The organism is bacterium (assembly GCA_040757115.1).
GTDB lineage: Bacteria > UBA9089 > CG2-30-40-21 > CG2-30-40-21 > SBAY01 > JBFLXS01.
In genome coordinates this window covers 1-18,023 of sequence record JBFLYA010000069.1, presented here as the reverse complement: position 1 = coordinate 18,023, position 18,023 = coordinate 1, and the positions used below count along the sequence as shown (strand labels likewise).

Annotated in this window: 22 protein-coding genes; 9 read left to right on the top strand and 13 right to left on the bottom strand. The window is 36.3% G+C overall.

The window, feature by feature from the left end; genetic code table 11:
- Positions 1 to 197: 197 nt before the first annotated feature.
- The 11 genes from lgt to AB1422_08015 all read right to left on the bottom strand — a co-directional run bounded on the left by lgt (position 198) and on the right by AB1422_08015 (position 9,786).
- Positions 198 to 971 (bottom strand): prolipoprotein diacylglyceryl transferase, encoded by a 774-nt coding sequence (gene lgt / locus AB1422_08065; GenBank protein MEW6619276.1) that lies wholly within the window; start codon positions 969 to 971, stop codon positions 198 to 200.
- A gap of 273 nt (positions 972 to 1,244) precedes the next feature.
- Positions 1,245 to 1,463: a DUF433 domain-containing protein gene (locus AB1422_08060; GenBank protein MEW6619275.1), complete on the bottom strand. Its 219-nt coding sequence runs from the start codon at positions 1,461 to 1,463 to the stop codon at positions 1,245 to 1,247.
- Positions 1,464 to 1,608: 145 nt separating this feature from the next.
- The gene (locus tag AB1422_08055) at positions 1,609 to 2,676 is read right to left on the bottom strand and encodes a DNA adenine methylase (protein ID MEW6619274.1); all 1,068 of its coding nucleotides are present in this window, start codon (positions 2,674 to 2,676) and stop codon (positions 1,609 to 1,611) included.
- Between the two features lie 3 nt (positions 2,677 to 2,679).
- Entirely contained in the window at positions 2,680 to 3,486 is an 807-nt protein-coding gene (locus tag AB1422_08050) for a type II restriction endonuclease (GenBank protein ID MEW6619273.1), read from the bottom strand.
- Complete coding sequence (locus AB1422_08045) at positions 3,455 to 4,324, bottom strand: DNA methyltransferase (GenBank protein ID MEW6619272.1); 870 nt, start codon at positions 4,322 to 4,324, stop codon at positions 3,455 to 3,457. The genes AB1422_08050 and AB1422_08045 overlap by 32 nt, the downstream gene beginning before the upstream one ends.
- Positions 4,325 to 4,375: 51 nt before the next feature.
- Positions 4,376 to 5,128 (bottom strand): hypothetical protein, encoded by a 753-nt coding sequence (locus AB1422_08040; GenBank protein ID MEW6619271.1) that lies wholly within the window; start codon positions 5,126 to 5,128, stop codon positions 4,376 to 4,378.
- A complete protein-coding gene (locus AB1422_08035) occupies positions 5,101 to 5,508 on the bottom strand; it encodes a TIR domain-containing protein (protein ID MEW6619270.1) in 408 nt (135 codons plus the stop codon). Before AB1422_08035 ends, AB1422_08040 begins: the two co-directional genes overlap by 28 nt.
- 266 nt (positions 5,509 to 5,774) lie before the next feature.
- Positions 5,775 to 6,227, bottom strand: coding sequence for a signal peptidase II (lspA, locus tag AB1422_08030; GenBank protein ID MEW6619269.1), 453 nt, complete (start codon positions 6,225 to 6,227; stop codon positions 5,775 to 5,777).
- 60 nt (positions 6,228 to 6,287) lie between these two features.
- Positions 6,288 to 6,665 carry a TraR/DksA C4-type zinc finger protein gene (locus AB1422_08025; GenBank protein ID MEW6619268.1) on the bottom strand — a complete coding sequence of 126 codons (378 nt, stop codon included), beginning with the start codon at positions 6,663 to 6,665 and terminating at the stop codon, positions 6,288 to 6,290.
- Between the two features lie 105 nt (positions 6,666 to 6,770).
- Complete coding sequence (gene ileS, locus AB1422_08020) at positions 6,771 to 9,551, bottom strand: isoleucine--tRNA ligase (protein MEW6619267.1); 2,781 nt, start codon at positions 9,549 to 9,551, stop codon at positions 6,771 to 6,773.
- Positions 9,508 to 9,786 carry a DUF167 domain-containing protein gene (locus AB1422_08015; protein MEW6619266.1) on the bottom strand — a complete coding sequence of 93 codons (279 nt, stop codon included), beginning with the start codon at positions 9,784 to 9,786 and terminating at the stop codon, positions 9,508 to 9,510. The genes ileS and AB1422_08015 overlap by 44 nt, the downstream gene beginning before the upstream one ends.
- A 184-nt stretch (positions 9,787 to 9,970) precedes the next feature.
- On the opposite strand from AB1422_08015, the gene AB1422_08010 reads away from it, so the two are divergent.
- From AB1422_08010 to AB1422_07970, 9 genes are all read left to right on the top strand, one after another.
- Positions 9,971 to 10,102, top strand: coding sequence for a hypothetical protein (locus tag AB1422_08010; protein MEW6619265.1), 132 nt, complete (start codon positions 9,971 to 9,973; stop codon positions 10,100 to 10,102).
- A gap of 193 nt (positions 10,103 to 10,295) precedes the next feature.
- Positions 10,296 to 11,084 carry an energy-coupling factor transporter transmembrane component T gene (locus AB1422_08005; GenBank protein ID MEW6619264.1) on the top strand — a complete coding sequence of 263 codons (789 nt, stop codon included), beginning with the start codon at positions 10,296 to 10,298 and terminating at the stop codon, positions 11,082 to 11,084.
- Between the two features lie 338 nt (positions 11,085 to 11,422).
- Positions 11,423 to 11,662 carry a phosphoribosylformylglycinamidine synthase subunit PurS gene (purS, locus tag AB1422_08000; GenBank protein ID MEW6619263.1) on the top strand — a complete coding sequence of 80 codons (240 nt, stop codon included), beginning with the start codon at positions 11,423 to 11,425 and terminating at the stop codon, positions 11,660 to 11,662.
- 63 nt (positions 11,663 to 11,725) lie between these two features.
- Positions 11,726 to 12,424 (top strand): phosphoribosylformylglycinamidine synthase subunit PurQ, encoded by a 699-nt coding sequence (purQ, locus tag AB1422_07995; protein MEW6619262.1) that lies wholly within the window; start codon positions 11,726 to 11,728, stop codon positions 12,422 to 12,424.
- On the top strand, positions 12,414 to 13,571 hold the full coding sequence (locus AB1422_07990; protein MEW6619261.1) for a PilT/PilU family type 4a pilus ATPase: 1,158 nt from the start codon (positions 12,414 to 12,416) through the stop codon (positions 13,569 to 13,571). The genes purQ and AB1422_07990 overlap by 11 nt, the downstream gene beginning before the upstream one ends.
- A gap of 206 nt (positions 13,572 to 13,777) precedes the next feature.
- Complete coding sequence (locus AB1422_07985; GenBank protein ID MEW6619260.1) at positions 13,778 to 14,158, top strand: hypothetical protein; 381 nt, start codon at positions 13,778 to 13,780, stop codon at positions 14,156 to 14,158.
- Between the two features lie 74 nt (positions 14,159 to 14,232).
- Complete coding sequence (locus AB1422_07980) at positions 14,233 to 15,012, top strand: TatD family hydrolase (GenBank protein ID MEW6619259.1); 780 nt, start codon at positions 14,233 to 14,235, stop codon at positions 15,010 to 15,012.
- A 348-nt stretch (positions 15,013 to 15,360) separates the two neighbouring features.
- Positions 15,361 to 15,699: a DUF2149 domain-containing protein gene (locus AB1422_07975; GenBank protein ID MEW6619258.1), complete on the top strand. Its 339-nt coding sequence runs from the start codon at positions 15,361 to 15,363 to the stop codon at positions 15,697 to 15,699.
- Positions 15,700 to 15,823: 124 nt separating this feature from the next.
- A complete protein-coding gene (locus tag AB1422_07970) occupies positions 15,824 to 16,672 on the top strand; it encodes a peptidoglycan-binding protein (protein MEW6619257.1) in 849 nt (282 codons plus the stop codon).
- A 490-nt stretch (positions 16,673 to 17,162) separates the two neighbouring features.
- On the opposite strand, the gene AB1422_07965 is transcribed toward AB1422_07970, so the two are convergent.
- Together AB1422_07965 and AB1422_07960 are read right to left on the bottom strand one after the other, a co-directional pair.
- On the bottom strand, positions 17,163 to 17,597 hold the full coding sequence (locus AB1422_07965) for an MraY family glycosyltransferase (protein ID MEW6619256.1): 435 nt from the start codon (positions 17,595 to 17,597) through the stop codon (positions 17,163 to 17,165).
- Positions 17,584 to 18,023, bottom strand: a 440-nt coding sequence (locus AB1422_07960) for a hypothetical protein (protein MEW6619255.1), incomplete at its 5' end; no start/stop codon positions are given. The genes AB1422_07960 and AB1422_07965, both read right to left, overlap by 14 nt.

The window sequence follows — 18,023 nt, the reverse complement described above, 5'->3', positions numbered from 1 at the left end:
TTAATGAGCTTGTAAACATTTTGTCGAAACTTACGTGCCAGTTGATAAAGCTCAAAATCATCCAGCCGATACTTATCGTCACTCATACCCACCTCACAGGCACTTAGACACCCAGACACCAGACCACTTGATTTGTGGATCAATCATAGATGTCGTTGTAGGGATAAGCAATCTATGTTATCTGTAGATTTTGGAGATTACATAGATTCCTTCTCAATACTTATTTGTCTATTCCCTATTTCCTTACGACCATAAATGGTCATTGCGACTAAGCCAATAAAGATACTTATTATTTGAGATAGCGTAAGATGAAATAGCATTTCGGGGTTATCCCCACGATATATTTCAATCATAAATCTGGCGATAGAATACAATATAAGATAGCTCAAAAATATCTGGCCAGTAAATTTGCGTTTTTGCCACAAGTAACTAAGTATAAGAAATGTAAGTAAATTAGCCAGACTGGAGTAGAGTTGAGTTGGGTGAAGTGGGGTTAAATCCAGCGGATTACTCCCTGGCATCATCACTCCCCAGGGTAATGTTGTGGGTTTCCCATAACAACATCCATTTAAAAAGCACCCAATCCTACCTATTGCCTGACCTATGGCGATAGACGGTGCCACGACATCTGCTATTTCCCAGACAGGTAATTTCTGTTTCTTTAAATACCAGATACTGACAATCGTTGCCCCTATTAATCCACCATAAAATATAAATCCATACCTTGAGAAGATTATTTGTAATGGTTGAGATTTATATTCGTCTAAATTAGTCAGGACATAAAGAAGCCTTGCGCCAATAATTGAACCTATCAGGATATAAATACCTAAGTCAATAATTATTTTTGAATTCAATCCAATGTTTTTTGCCCTTTTTTGGGCTAAATATATTCCTGTGGCAAATGCCATAGCCAGCATAACACCATAGGAATAAATGGTAATTGGCCCTATCTTTAAAAATACTGGATGCATTTTGTTATCCTCATTTTAATCGTAACTATTTCACCGCACAGACACAGAGACGCATCAGAGACCATCTAATTTTCTTCGTGTCCTTCGTGTTCTTCGTGGTGAATAGTTACCCTGGATTTATATCTCTTACATCTTTTATGTTATAACCACTTCTTAAAAGCCAATTTTCTACTTTCTTTCCAACACCAACATCGACTAAAAATCTTAGTTCTTTTTGATTCATTTTTTATACCTTATACTGCAACTGGAAAAACTTGTTCTTCGCTTACTAATTCAGTTGCATAATACAAAAACAGCATGAATATCTTCTGGCTCAAGTTCTGGATACTCTTTGAGTACTTCCTCAGTTGGAATTCCATTAGCAAGAGCCTTTAAAACTTGCTCAACAGTAATTCTTAATCCTCTAATAGTCGGCTTACCAACCATTACTTTAGGATTAACGGTAATTCTGTTTAATATGTATCTATTTCTCCTACTATTTTTCTTTCTCATAATTATCTATCTTCAAACGCCATACGGCAGAATTGCGTATAACGGTGTCAGCATAAAAGAAGTTTTTGCGAAGCAAAAATTTGGGTGAGTGCCGCACGGCACGAACCTTTTATGCTGTGTTAGATGAAGTTGCTTCCCTACTTTTCTATTTTCCAATAAGTAAGACCTCTTCCGAATCGTTGTTGCTCAAAACATATTTGTAATTTTTGCGCGTTAATTCTTCTACATCTGATTTGTATTTCTTTAACAGATTTACCAATTCGGAAATTGTAGGGATACCATCTGACCTGTATGAAATAACCAGAATACTATCTGCAAACTTCTTAATTAATCTTTCAAAAGCTGAACAAATTTGATTTTTATCAATCCACGGATTTTTATCACTTCTCAATTTTTTATGTTTTGTGCGATAATTAATCATCTTTTCCCATTCAGAATACCTCACCAAACCCTCTAAAAAATGATAGAAACTAAAATAATCAACCCCTACACCCTTTTTTGAAATATATGGCGTATCAATATAAACCAGATCAAAGTTTCCTTCAACATCAAAAACATCTAAATTAACTGCTTTATTCTGCAAACCATTAGAGAACACTGCTTGATTGACTTCACCAATAAACTTTCTAAAATGTGTGGAAAAAGGTGTATCCCATGTGGTTTTATTCCCAAAGTTCCTTTCAACATCAGAAAACCTTAAGTAAAGATTCTTTCTATGAAAGAGATTAAATGGTCTTTTAATTATACAAGACTGAAAAAGGGCATAATAAGCAAGAGCCCTTTTATATAGATTGTCTAATTGATCTATATTAGTAATAACAACATCTATCCATTGATTTTCTTCATCGGTAAAATAGATGTCCTTGAATGTATCATAAACAAAAGAAGGATATTTAATCTCTTTATGATTAGTAACTAAAAAGGTTATATCATTTGAGGTCAGGGTTACAGAGTCATTTTCAATCAAGGCAAGTGCTATAAACCAATTGAATTTCAATATATCATTGTAAGTAACCTGTTTCCCTTTCTGTTTAAAGAGGTAGGCAACACACCCCGTGCCTCCAAATGCATCAAGAGCGGTATGGAACTTTAAATCTTTAATATTTTCCCATATCCAATCTACTATCTTTAGTTTGCTCCCTTGATAGCGGGTAGAAGGAAAAACAGGAATTTCCTTAATCAATGTCATCTGTTGGGGATTGGCTCTATTCATCTTTCATACCTCTAATTTTTTATATTGTAAATATTCTTTGAGATTTTTATAAGGAGAACCTTTGAGATCTACAGCTCTTGCCATATCCTTCGTCAGATAATACATCCAATAATCATCAAATACCTCTTCTCCAAATTTTGCAAAAGGCCCGCTTCCATTTATCAACTCATCAATATTGACCACCGAGCCTATATTTTTTGTATTGCCACTTCCTGGTCTATCTTCTGCAATCAGATATTTTTCTTGTACAAAGAAGGTAAAATCCTTAACGACTGAAGTTATATTCTGAAGATTATCAAGATGATAAATTTTTCTTTCATCCACATTTTCATCTGCACGGGAGTAGATTATTCCTAAAACGAAGTGACCAACATATTCATCATAAGGGAAAGTAATATTTTTCTTACTCTTGCGGTCACGAAAATAACCTGTGAATGCTCCCAATGTCATTCCATTTACCCTCTTTCCATCTTTTCGATAAGTGCTTTTAATATCTAATGCATACTTATTGTTAGCAAGATCAATAAAACTCATATCCGGATAAAAGTTTTGTTCTTTACATAGAACCATCTTATAGTAATTTTCTTGAGCAAATTGACATATTTTAGGGAAAAGAAGAAGCTCCATGATTTTTGAGACAACTTTGGTATCCACAGAGATAGTATAGATATTCTTTGCAATATCTATAAATCCTTTTACAATCCAGTCTCCTTTATCAGTTGATACAGCCAAATTAAACTGATCAACATATTTTAGAAGTTTGTTACGGAATTCTTCCTTAATTTTTTGTTTTTCTTTTGAATTGTCCATATTTTCCCTCTATCCTGCTTTTGATAAGCTGACAATAATTACGGTCTATCTCTATCATAACACATTTTCGGTTTAGTCCTTGAGCCACAAAACCAGTAGTTCCTGAACCAGCAAATGGGTCAAGAATCAAATCTCCTTCGTGAGAACCTGCCAATATTGCATATTCTAAAATAATTGGTTGTTTAGTAGCGGGGTGTCTAAATGGATTCTTCTCTGCCCAATATTCCCAAAGATTTTTCATCTGAACCCCGCCATTCAATTGTTTCATTGTCCAGTAGTTAAATTTAGTTTTACCTTTAAAATTTTTTTTAGCCCAAAGCATAGTTTCAGTAACTGCTCTGAAACATGACCCCTTAAAATTAGGGGGAGCATTTATTTTATGAATGATTATATCATTGAGAATCTTGAACCCCAAATCCTGAAGGACAACATTTACTACTCCAATGCTATGATATGTACCTGTTATCCAGATGGTAGAACCATCTTTTAAGACTCTTTGAGCCTCTTTCAACCAGGTGTAATGAAACTCAAACTGATATTGAAGCGATTTTGAGTAAGCAAATTTCGCCTTTTGAGTATCAAAGGTTTCTGCATGTCCGTCAGTACGCTTAATAATCAATCCTGATTGATTTCCAAAATAAGGTGGGTCAGCAAAAATCATATCAATGCAACTATCAGGTATTTTCTTGAGAAGATGTAATGCATCCCCATTAAAAAGTTTAATCTTCTTCTCAGAATTGTAATAAAAAGGTATAAGTTTTCTTGTTTCATATTTTGCAGGTTGTTCAGCACAAAAGATTCTATCTGTATCACTGAAAACATCAGATGCTTTATACATTACTCTATTCCTTTATTACTTAGATGAGCATATTCGTTTTGTTCATACTTTCTATTCTTCATAATTGTTTCGTCTCTCTTTGCCACCAGATGGTTGTATTGGTATAGGCTTTTTCATTTTTCGTCTTGCCTGTGCGGATGTTTGAGCAATGAATAGTAACTTTTCAGCGTATTTGTTAAGTTCCAAATTCATTTCCTTTAATTCTTTGATTAGTTCTTCGTATTTTGGATAATTCTTTTGAATATCCTGGGGTCTACTATCTTTGTTACCGGGGTATTCTATTGCCTTGGCCCACCATCTACGAAAATCAGATTGCCATTTTGTCAGATGAGGTCGGATGCCATCATTTTGAACTCGAAGAACCAAATCTGCTATATTAGGCTTTCTCTGAATCTCATCTAAAGGAAGACCCATAAGAAGATCTCTTGCAATCGGGAAAATCTCATAAAGGGAATCATATACATCCGCAACAACATCATAATCTTCATCAAAGATAAGAGCTGCTTTGCGTGTCTTTAGTTGAATATATAATTTCCACGCAACAATTCTATCTTCTTCTGTTAGTTCGTAGGTGATATTGCCAAGTGAAAAGGGTATATTTATAGTTGCTGATTTAACTCTATATTTTTTATGCTGTGTAACTAAATATATTATCACAACTATTATAGCAGTGAGTAAAATGCCGTCCCAAAATGTAAATAATGTGGTATATTCCACGAGCTTTTTGATAATTTTTAAGATAAAACTCAGGAGGAATGAATATTCTTCAATCATCTCTATTTCCTTGATTGTTGATATGCCCATTCAATCCAATCTGCAAATTTATCAGGTTGCCAGCTACCAACAGCATTTGAAGGAATACCAACCGGGACATTGCCTCGGCTATCCTTTAAATAAATTCCTAAGATACCTTTGTCCTGTCGTTTACTTTCTTCGATTTCCCATTTCACCCATGGACTATTAGCAGTATTGTTACCAATAAGAACAACTGTTACTGATGCTGGCTTAATATACTCATCTCTAATAACTCTACAGACATAGTCCTTATCGCGACTATTTATTCTTCTATCAAGTTTGTGATTATAAAAATCAAAATTGTCAATTATATTTCGCAACCCCATAAAACCCAAGACTTGTGAAGTATCATCATGATCAAAACTAATAAATATTCTTCTTTTAGCCATTTTTTAATTTCTCCTTATTTCAGGGCAGCAATTTCATCTAACTTGTTTATAAACGAACTTGTTCCTCTATACTCCCAATTTGGCATGATAGACGAAGTGTTTCCACCTGTGCGGTTAAATGTAAAATGAAAATGTATAACTGAAAGGTAATGAGTCTTGCGAAGGACTAAAATTTCCCATTTTTCATTTCCTATTTTACATTTTACATTTATTTTTCCTTTGCGTCTCTGCGATGAATTAGTCTAATCGCACAGGTGGAATTATTTCTATTTCTCTTTCTTGGTTAATAATAACATAAAAACCCCAATACAAATACTTGCATCGGCTAAATTAAATGCTGGCCAGCGATAATCTTTATATCCAATATCTATGAAGTCAATTACACCGCCGACTGAGAGCCTATCCCATAAATTCCCCATAGCACCACCTAAAACCAATCCAAAGGCATCTGCTGTCCAATAATTTATAGATTTAAGCCTGAATAGTAAGAATACAATTATCCCGATAATCAGCGTGGTTGTAACGACCAACAATTGTCCATAATCAGCCAGAAAGCCAAAGGCTATGCCTTCATTTTGTATATAAGATAAAGAAAATATATCCTGCCAGATAGGGATAGTTTCTCCTTCAGACATAGTTTGTTGAACGATGAATTTAGTTATCCTATCTAATATTAAAACAATAGTGGCAATTAGAATAGTGGCACAGTTCTTTTTCAATCTTTTTAATATTTTACCTCCATTACAGAAGACAGAGGTCAGATTTCTGACCCCTGTCTTTTAATCTTCTTTCTTCTCTCCCCTCTTTTTACACTCAATGCACAATCGGGCATAGGGCATAGCCTGGAGACGTTCTTCATTAATTGGGCGATGGCAAGATTCACATATTCCATATTCGCCTTTTTCTACCCGGTAAAGTGCCTCATTAATTTCATATAAGATGTTGTTCAGATTATTGGCTAATCCGGCATCTTTATCGCGTTCATAGCTATCAGCGGCAACATCTGCCATATGAATTGAGTAAGCAGATAAATCTCCAGAGGCATCGCGTTGGGAATTCCGTAAATATCCCTCCTCCACAAATTCTTTTTCTTTTTGATGAATCTCTCGTAATTCGAATAATTTGGTTTTGTATTGTTCTAATTTTTCTTTTTCCATTGTGCTAATCTTCCTCCTTACTTTTGGTAACTGGTAAATGGTAAATGGTAATTGGTAACTGGTAATCGGTTAATTGGTAACTAATTACCATTCACCAATTACCAATTACCAGTTACCATGCGAGACCACTTTAATACATCGTTCACAAAGAGTTGGATGTGGGGTAAAACTTCCAACTGCCTCGCTGTAATTCCAACAACGACTGCATTTACTCCCTTTAGCCCTTTTTACCTCGACTTTTAGTTCCTCCCCTTTTATCAACTCGACATAAGAGACAATAAAGACAAATCTTAATTCATCTTCGTATTCTCTAAGTAGATTTTCCTTTTCAGGGGGATAAGTCAAAATTACCTGTGCCTCTAATGATGAGCCAATTAAGCCACTGGCTCTTGCCTCTTCCAATGCCTTACTGACCTTCTCTCGGACATCCAGAATTTCCTCCCATTGTTCTGCGGTAGTTTCATCTAAATATTTTAAATTTGGTGTTGGAAACAGGGTTAAATGCACACTTGTTTTTTTATCTTCAATAATCAAATTTTGCCATATTTCTTCTGAGGTAAAACTTAAAACAGGCGCCAACAGTTTAGTCAACGAAGTAGTAATTTCATACATCACGGTTTGGGCTGATCTTCTTTTTTTTGAGTCTGCGGCAAGGGTATAAAGCCTATCTTTAAGTATATCCAAATATAACGCACTCAGGAAACTTGAGCAGAAATTAAGTATCAAATGATAGATGAGATGAAATTCAAATTTCTCATAGGCATCTGTTACCTTCTGAATTAGCAATGTCAATTGATGGCATACCCATTTATCAATCCGCATCAGGTCTGGATATGCAATCTTATCTTTTGATGGATTAAAATCATAAAGGTTTCCCAGCATAAATCTAAATGTATTGCGTATTTTTCGATAAGATTCACCCATTCGGGTAAGTATTTCCTGTCCTAATCGGACATCCCCGCGATAATCTTCTGAGATTACCCATAACCTTAAAATATCCGCCCCATATTTGTCAATAATATTCAATGGGGAGATAACATTTCCCATAGATTTGCTCATTGCCTTTCCTTCCTCATCCAACATAAATCCGTGAGTTAAGACGGCTTTGTATGGTGGTATTTTTTCCGTTGCCATTGAGGTAAGTATTGAGGATTGAAACCAGCCACGGTGTTGGTCAGAGCCTTCTAAATAAAGGTCAGCCGGGAAGGTAAGTTCTTGGCTCTTTTTAAGCACCGCCCGATGGCTTACCCCGGATTCAAACCAGACATCAATAATGTCCTCTTCCTTTCTGAATTTGTTACCTCCACATTCTTTACACTTTATTCCTTCAGGCAAAAAGGAATCTGCATCTTTCTCAAACCAAATGTCAATCCCTTGCTCTCGGATTTGATTTTTAATCATCTCAATTATATTTGAATCCAGAAGGGTTTGCTGGCAATTTGTGCAATAAAAAGCAGGAATTGGCACACCCCATGCCCGCTGTCTTGAGATACACCAATCAGCCCGCAAATTCACTGTATTATAAAATCGTTCTTCACCCCAGGCAGGAACCCAGGTAACATCCTCAATTGCCTTAAGTGTTTTTTGTCGTAATTCATCATTTTCTAATCGGATAAACCATTGGTCTGTGGCACGAAAAATAATTTTATGCTTACATCTCCAACAATGAGGATAAGAATGCGTAATTGTCTCTTGATGAAAGAGTTTTCCAAGTGAGTGTATTTTTTCAATGATATGTTTATTAGCAGAAAAGACATTTAAGCCAGCAAATTCATCTCCTTCATTCGTAAATTTACCATTACTATCTACCGGGGCAATAACAGGCAGGTTATATTTGAATCCGACCTCATAATCGTCTAACCCATGTCCTGGAGCAGTATGAACACATCCTGTGCCCTGTTCCCTGGTGACATGAGAACCTAAAATAACCAGCGAATCACGCTCAATAAATGGGTGTTGGCAAACAATTCCCTCTAATTCATCTCCTCTGAATGTGGCTAATTCTTCATAGTCCTTTTTCCCTGCGGCGGTTAATGTTGATTCAATTAGTTCCCGAGCCATAATTAAGTTTTCACCCTCTACTTTAATAAGTGAATACTCAAATTGTGGATTGAGAGCAATGGCAACATTCGCCAGAAGTGTCCAGGGGGTAGTCGTCCAGATGAGTATGGAGGGATTTTGAATTCGAAGAATGTTGCGAAGCAAAATTTTGGATTGAAATTCTTCCCATTTAGCCGTTGGTTTTATGGGGAATTTGACAAAGATAGAAGGGGAGGAAACCTCTTTATATTCCACCTCAGCCTCAGCTAAAGCCGTGCCACAGGTCGCACACCAATAGACAGGTTTCTTACTTTTGTAGATATACCCTTTTTCGACTAATTCTTTAAACACCTCAATGACCGCGGCGGAATAGTCATTGGTTAATGTCAAATAAGGTCTTTCCCAGTCCCCTAATATTCCCAGTCTTTTAAATTCCTCTTTTTGCACACCAGCAAAATAAATGGCATAATCTCGACAAATCTTGCGAATCTCCATTTTCGTTAATTTATCACTATCTTTTGTTTCAGCAACGACTTTATACTCAATCGGCAATCCGTGGCAATCCCAGCCCGGCACATACGGGGCATTAAATCCTTTCATTGATTTATACTTAACGATAATATCCTTTAATATTTTATTTAAGGCATGACCCATGTGGATGTCACCATTGGCATAAGGAGGACCATCATGTAAGACATATTTGGGATTGTCTTTTCTCTCCTGGCGTAGGGTATTATAGATATCTAATTCTTGCCAGGATTTTAAAATATCCGGCTCTCTTTTAGGCAAGTCTGCCTTCATTTTAAACTCTGTTTTTGGCAAGTTCAATGTATCTTGATAGTTCATCTTCATTTACTCCATTTAGTTCAATCGTTTTAATCTTTGATTTTTGCCCCTGAACAATAGCAATTTGTGACTTTTTTAAGCCTAATTTTCTGGCTAATAGTTTTATAACCGCTTCATTTGCCGCTCCCTCAACTGGTGGAGCAGTAACTTTTATTTTTAATAACCCGTCTGTCAGTTCCAATATCTCATTTTTCGAGGCTTTAGGGATTACCTTGATTTTAAAATTCACACTCATTAAATTTAAATAATTATATCATCATTTTAAAAAGAATGCAACAATTTTTTTCTTGACCAAAATTAATTTTTAGTGTATAATTAGGTATAAGGTTCTGCAAAATAGGATTTGGGGGAGACAACAAATAAATATCAAATATCAAATATCAAATATCAAATATTAAATATCAAATATAAATATCAAAATGCAAAATTACAAATCAAATTTCAAAAAGGACTTCAAGAAAAGATTGTATAACTTTACTCTGCGACTTATAGAATTCATCGATAAGTTGCCAAAGGATAGTGTTTCTCAAAGAGTTGGAGGAATTTGGTAATATCTTTGCTTCAAGTATTTTAATGCTGAAAGGGAAGAGATAATTTTACATTTTGATATGTAATTTTTATATTTGCTTTTTGCATTTTGATTTTTGGAGGAAATTGATAAAAATAGAGGTTTTAAATACCCGCTTAAAAACTACAGTTTCTTAGTTTTGCGGAACTCTATATAATTAGGTAAAGTGAGGAGGGATTGCCATATATCTTTATTTAGATAAACAAACCCCAATACATAACTTAAATCCTATTACTAAAATTATAAGTCTAATCCTTCTTTTTGCCTTAAGCTTAGTTTTTAACCATCCTGGTTATTTATTAGTGGTGTTGGGATTTACTCTTTTGATTGGATACAAAAGCCAATGTTTAGAAAACATCTGGCGAATAAAGACACTTCTTATGTGGCTGGGGATTATGTGTCCGGTGATGTGGTCTTTTTTTATAAAAGGAGAAACTGTTCTCTGGGAGTTTGGTTTTTTATCTGTATCTAAAGAATCCCTTCTTTATGGCCTGGGGATGAGTTTTAGATTGATAATGATGGCTATTTCAGGGATGATATTCATTTCTTGTATCACGGTAGAGGAGTTTACCTGGGGATTAAACAGATTTGGATTGCCGTTTCGGGTTAGTTTTGCGTTATCACTTGCTTTTAGATTAGTGCCAACTTTTGCTCAAGTATTGGAGACAATTGTGCAGGCTCAATTAGCCCGTGGATTAGAGTTAGACAAAGGTGGAATGATTACAAGGAGTAAAAAATATATCCCTTTGATTATTCCTACTCTTGCTTATGCGATTAAAAAAGCAGACCTATTGGCTCAAGCATTAGAATCAAAAGGATTTGGTAGTAAAGAACCACGCTCACAGTATCTTGAATTTAAAATCTCGAGTATAGATTATTGTGTTATGGCGTTATTGTTTTGTTTGCTTATTTTCTCTGTTTTACTCAGGGTAGGTGGATTTGGAGGAGTAATTGATAGACTTTAAAGAAATAGGGTTCTCCTGAAAATAAGGAAGTAGAAAGTAGAGAGTAGAAAGTAAGGAAAGACAAGCCTTTTCTTTCTCTTTCTACCCTCTAGTATTTTCATCCTCCTATGTGCCGACTTGTCGGCATGTCCGTTTCACCTGAAAATAGCGAATTAGTGAATTAGAGATTAGTGAATTAGTATAGTATCCACAGACTTGTATCCTATGGTGTAGAACAGATATTCCCCCTTAATAAAGGGGGTTAGGGGGTTGTCCTTCTCCCATTTTCATTGCCCTTTGTGAGCCCTGGCTCATGTCCGTTTCACCAGTTACCATTTACCAAAGAGAAGGGGTATTTTATGTCATTAGCCAAAATTTATATTACTTTAAAAAAAACTGTTTTAGACCCGCAAGGTGTTACGGTAAAAAAAGCCCTTGAATCACTTGGTTATCAAGGAATAGAAGATGTTCGAGTGGGAAAATATTTAGAGATAAAAGCCACTGGATTAAATACACAGACGATTGAGCAAATGTGCGACCGACTCCTGGCTAATCCGGTGATTGAAGATTATAGGTTTGAAATAGAGGAGGTGAAATAAAAGGTAGGAATGTAGAGGGATAGAGGATGTAATAATTACTCACTACTTACTACTTACTACTCTATGAAATGGGGTGTTGTCGTTTTCCCGGGGTCAAATTGTGACCATGATTGTTATTGGGTGCTAAAACATATATTTAATCAAGAGGTAGAATATATCTGGCATAAACAAAGTTATGTGGAAGGATATGATTGCATCGTTTTACCAGGGGGATTCTCGTATGGGGATTATTTACGCACCGGAGCAATTGCCCGATTTTCAAAGGTAATGTTTGGAATTGAAAAGTTTGTGAGTCGAGGCGGGATAATTTTAGGAATTTGTAATGGTTTCCAGATCTTACTTGAAGCCGGATTTTTGCCAGGGGCAATGTTACGCAATAAAAACTTGAATTTTATATGTAAATATGTTACCATTAGAGTTGAAAATGACAAAACCCCGTTTACGAATGTTACTTCTCAAGACCGTGTTTTAAATATCCCGATTGCCCATATAGAAGGTAATTACTATGCGGACAAAACAACAATCGAAGAGTTAAAGAAAAATAATCAGGTAGTATTTCGATATTCAACTCCAGAGGGTCGATGTGCGGATGAGGCTAATCCGAATGGTTCAATAGACAATATTGCCGGGATATGCAATCGTGAAGGGAATATTTTAGGGATGATGCCACACCCGGAGCGATGTTGTGAAAAGCGACTCGGGACCGAAGATGGCAGGGTAATATTTGAGTCTATATTGAGGTGGTTAAAAAATGGAAATTAATAATCTGCTTAAAATGATGATAGAAAAAGGTGCCTCTGATTTACAGGTAAAGGTAGGCAGACCACCTATCTTACGTATTGCCGGCGAGATTGTTCCGGAGCAAACAGGGAAGTTAAATGCTAATGATACAAAAAAGATGTTAGAATCTATTATGGATGATGAACATAAGAAAAGATTTGATGAGCGGCACTGGGTAGATATTAGTTATAGTATTCCTGGTGTCTCACGATTTAGAGCAAGTATCTTTTCTCAACGAGGAACGGCTGCCGCAGTATTTCGGGCGATTCCATTTGAAGTCCCAACGATTGATTCATTGGAACTCCCAGAGGTATTAAAGGATTTAGCCGCATCCCCTCACGGATTAGTTCTGATAACCGGCCCGGCGGGAAGTGGCAAATCAACAACATTAGCCGCGATGATTGACTATATTAATGAAAACCGTGCTTGCCATATTATCACGGTGGAAGACCCAATCGAATTCCTATTTAGGGATAAAAAAGCAACCATAACTCAGAAAGAATTAGGTGCAGATACACTTTCTATGAATGATGCCTTAATAAGTATTTTTAGACAGGACCCAAATGTAATCTGTATCGGTGAGATGCGAGATATGGATACCTTTAAGGTGGCAATGCGTGCCGCAGAAACTGGACACTTAGTCTTGAGTACTTTACATACCGCCAGTGCTGACCAGACTTTAGACCGAATAATAAGTATCTTCCCGACAGAACAACAACAGCAGGTGCGTGTTCAATTATCCCTTAGTTTGCAAGGGATAATTTCCCAAAAGTTAATTCGTAAGTTAGATGGGAAAAGTAGGGTAGCAACCTTTGAAATTCTAATCTCATCCCCAACCATAAGAAAGTTAATCGAAGAACATAACCTGTCTAAAATCTATGACACTATTTTTACATCAGTAAGTCAATATCGAATGCAAACCCTGGAGCAATCATTAGCCGCATTACTTAAAAATGATGTGATTAGTTATAAAGAGGCTATTTCTTCTTGTAATAAGGTAGATGACCTGAAAAGAGCACTTAGAAGTATAAATATAGATGAACATATGTTTGAGGGGGAAAAAGAAATCACCACAGAGATTGAAAATAGTTACACAAGACCAATAAAATCAACGCTAAATTTCCAATAGCGTTTGGTTTCGAAGCCTCTCGGATAAAAATAGGAAGTAAGAAATGGGAAATAGGAAGTAAATAAAACAAAATTCCTACTTTCTACTCTCTACTCTCTACTTAAAAAGTGGGGGTGAAGGAAAAATTTGCGGTGTGCGAAGGCTAATAAAATTACCGCTTAATTTTATCCGAGAGCGTTCGTTTCTTAAAAGGAGGAGTAAATACGATGGAAAAAAAATCATCAAATTCAGGACAAAAAAAATCATCAAGTAGTGATTTTTCAAAAATAGCCGCTAAGGCATGGGAAGAGGAAGAAGAAAGACAAAGATTGACGCGAGAACTTAACGATACCCATAAAGTTTTGATGGATAGAGAAAAGAAGGTAGAACATTTAGAAAAGGCTTTAGCCGAGCGAGATGATACCATTGCAATCCTTAAAAAAGAATTGGAAGAGCAAAATCAGGCTTTTCAAAAAGAAAAGGCCGAGACACTGAAAAAAAGAGACCAATTGATTGAGTCTTTAAAAAGGGAATTGCACCATAAAGAAGTATTGCTGGAAGAAGAAAGAAATAAAACCATCTGGCAGGTTCTCTTTAAAAAGAAGTAACTATCCACGCACTATGATGGAGTGTTGAAAATACTCCACTACCGCTGTGGCTTTATCGTTGAATGAGGATTCTTATGACCATAAAATCTTCCGTAGCCCTAATTGACACCCATGCCCATCTTGAGGATGAAAAATTTGCAGATGACCGCCATGAAGTCATCCTCCGAGCAAAACAAGAGGGAATACAGACTATTATAAATGTTGGTTCGGATTTAATCACAAGTAGATGCTCCATTGAATTAGCCCAAAGGTATGATTTCATTTACGCTACCGTCGGTGTCCATCCCCATGATGCTGTCCAATTTAATGATAATCACTATTCCTCATTCTTAGAATTAACCAAAAATAAAAAGGTAGTTGGAATTGGAGAAATTGGATTAGACTACTATCGAAACCTATCTCCTCAACCTGTTCAACAAGAGGTATTTCGTCAATTTATTAGATTAGCCAGAATGACAAATTTACCTGTTATCGTTCATGACCGCGAGGCACATTCAGATATTTTAAAGATATTAAAAGAAGAGAAGGCGAATGTCGTTAGTGGAGTCCTCCATTCCTTTTCTGGAGATGTGGATATGCTTAAAGAGGTAATTAATGCAGGATTTTACATCTCCATAAGTGGGGCGGTTACTTATGCAGATTCATTAGTTAAAATCATAAAAGTTATTCCGTTAGAGCGGTTATTGCTCGAAACAGATTGCCCTTATCTCACGCCAGTGCCTTATCGCGGTAAAAGAAATGAACCAGTATATCTGAAACATACTGCCGCAAAGATTAGTCAGATTTTAGGGATGAATATCCAGAAAATAGCCGATATTACTACTTCAAATGCAGGCAGATTGTTTAATATCTAAAAGTAAATAAGACGATGAAAAATAATAGCACGCTGATGACGCTGATAATGCGGATATTCGCGGATACAAAATAGAAGATAGAGGAATGAGGATGAAAATAGTGGTAACCGCTCAGGTAGTCTGGTATCTGGGTGTCTAAGTGTCTGGGTTACATAGACTACCAGACACATAGACACCCTTTACGCAAAATTGTAGGATTTGTTACTATCCTGATTTCCTGGATGTTAACTGATTGCTGATACCTGATGGCTGAACGCTTACAAATAGTGGTAGGAGATAGGCGTGAGGAATGATGTCTTCTTTACTTTCTACTCTCTACTTTCTACTTCCTATTTTTCAGGAGGAACAATGAGATTTTTGAAGAGACACAAACGATTTGAGAAATACGAAGAGCCACTCGAAGACCCTATTTCTGGGGTAGCAAACCTATTTGATGCCAGCGTGGTCTTTATCGTCAGTATGATGATTGCCCTGTTTATGGCTTATAATATGCTGGATTTACTTGACCCAAAGTCAGAAATAACTATTACCAAAAAGACCGCGGATGGCAGGGTGGAAATTATCACCAAAAAAGGCAAGGAAATTAAGGCTAAGAAGGTAACAGATAAGAAATTAACCGGGGAAGGCATCAGGCTGGGAACCGCCTATCAGTTAAAGGATGGGAGAGTGGTTTATGTGCCGGAGTAGAGGGGTAGTAGAGGCATTTAAGGACACCACAAAACTGCCCTCTTGTTAGCATTGGACAGGGAGGGATTATCGTGGGCATTATAGGATAAGGTTAATTTTAATGAAATTCAAGGAGGTTAAAACAATGGCAGTTTACAAACCTGGTTCAAAAGGGAAAGAGGTAAAGGAGATTCAGAAAAGACTTAAGGCGTTAGGGTATTATCAGGGAGCAATAGATGGAGATTTCGGAGAAGGGACAGCATCTGCAGTTAAATCATTTCAAAAGGAAAAAAATCTTACTATTGATGGTATTGTTGGACCAACAACCTGGAAGATACTATTTGCTCCTTCACCAGACTACAAACTAAATATTAACCGGACAGTTCTTCTTGAATCTAAGGATTATTGTGCCAACGAAATAGCAAAAGATTTAATTGTTTTGCATCACACAGTTGGGGGAACAGCATTGAGCACCATCAATTACTGGAGGAGCGACCGTGGTCGAATTGCTACTGCTTATGTTGTAGAAAGAGATGGTGTCGTCTATGAAGTTTTTGCCCCTAAATACTGGGCATTCCATCTGGGACTTAAAGGGAGTGGTGGTGCTGTGGATAAACGAAGCATTGGAATTGAGATTGCCAGTGAAGGTGGTTTAATTCAAAGAGAGGGCAAACTCTATTGCTTTGGCAAGGTCTCAGAACGGACATTATTTACACAACCCTATTATGATAATGGAGTACCCTGGAGAGGATACCGATTTTTTGATGCATACTCTGATGCCCAGATTTCATCTGTGATTGGGTTAATTAATGGACTCTGCGAACAATTTAAGATTCCCAGGCAGACACCAGCTAATCATTTTGATGCAGATGATAGCTATCGACAATTTAGCGGTATTCTTGGGCACCACCATCTGCGAAGGGATAAATCTGACCTTCATCCCGGCTTTCCCTGGCAAAAGGTTGTTAATGAGTGTAGATTGAAATTAGTATGATGAACAGGATGTGACAGCGGAAAATGGGTAACCGTTCAGGGATATAGCCACAGAGTCACACAGAACACAGAGGGAATATATAACCACGAATGAACACGAATAATAAAAAGATTTGTAGTGCGAGGTTTTAGCCTCACTTCTGGCTTACAAAATATTGAATGTAGAATGTAGAATATCGAATGTAGAATGTTCAAAGTATAAAAATGGCCAAACAGAAAAATCCAGAAACTTCATCATTCTACATTCGATATTCAATATTATTCCTGTTACCTGAACAATTACCATTTATCGAATGTTACAGGTTAATTCGTGTCCATTTGTGGCTAATTTCTCTAATTCTCTGTGAACTCTGTGCCTCTGTGGCTGAACGGTTACCGAATTTGTTTGGAATTTGGAATTTGTGATTTGGAATTTCATAACCATATCGGGGTCAAATTTTGATTAATAAGTGCTATATCTCTCTACTTGAAGATAAATAAAGATATACACCCTAAGATAAAAGTGCCTCCAAGAAGGAATAAGAGTACCATTGTATTGGGAAAGCCCTTTTTGAGTAAATAATGTGAATATGTCTTCCATCCCCCATAAATATAGACCTACCTTCTTTTGTCCTTCTTATAATAGCGGCTATAATATCGAATACAGGAACTCCAAAACATAAAATAGTAATCGATAAAACATCTGTTTTTTCTCCCTTATTTGATATAAAGATAGAAATGGCGGCAAGTAAAAATCCTAATAACATACTGCCGGAATTGCCTAAAAATATCTTTTTTGATAGGTTGAAGATAAAGAATATTAATACTGCTCCAGAAAGAATGGAGGCTAAAGGTGTAAATTCAAATCCTTCATTAAAGAGCAAAAATATAGTCACGATAAATGTAATTCCAGACGCAAGACCATCAATTCCATCAATCAGATTCATCCCATTTATAAAAATGAGAAACCAGAATAAACTTCAGGATAATATTAAGGATTTCCAGATCAACGATTTTAAACTTTATACCCGCCATTACCGCTATTGAACAAATACATATTTGGAATACCAATTTAACAAATGATTTAATGTCCTTATGGTCATCCCAGAGACCAAGAATTAATATTCCCATACCACAAAAGATAAAGGAGGTATAAGTGTAGCCTGGCCAATCTTTAAAGAAAATGTTCGGATAAAGGGAAAAAGTTATTATTAGAGAGATATAGATTGAGAAAAAAATGAACATTCCTCCCGAGCAGGGTGTCGGAGTTTTATGTATCTTCCGCTCTCCAGGATAATCTATGGGAATAATAATGCCCGGTGGTAATCTTTTGCTAAGGAATGAGCAAATTAGATAAATAAATATTGCTAATA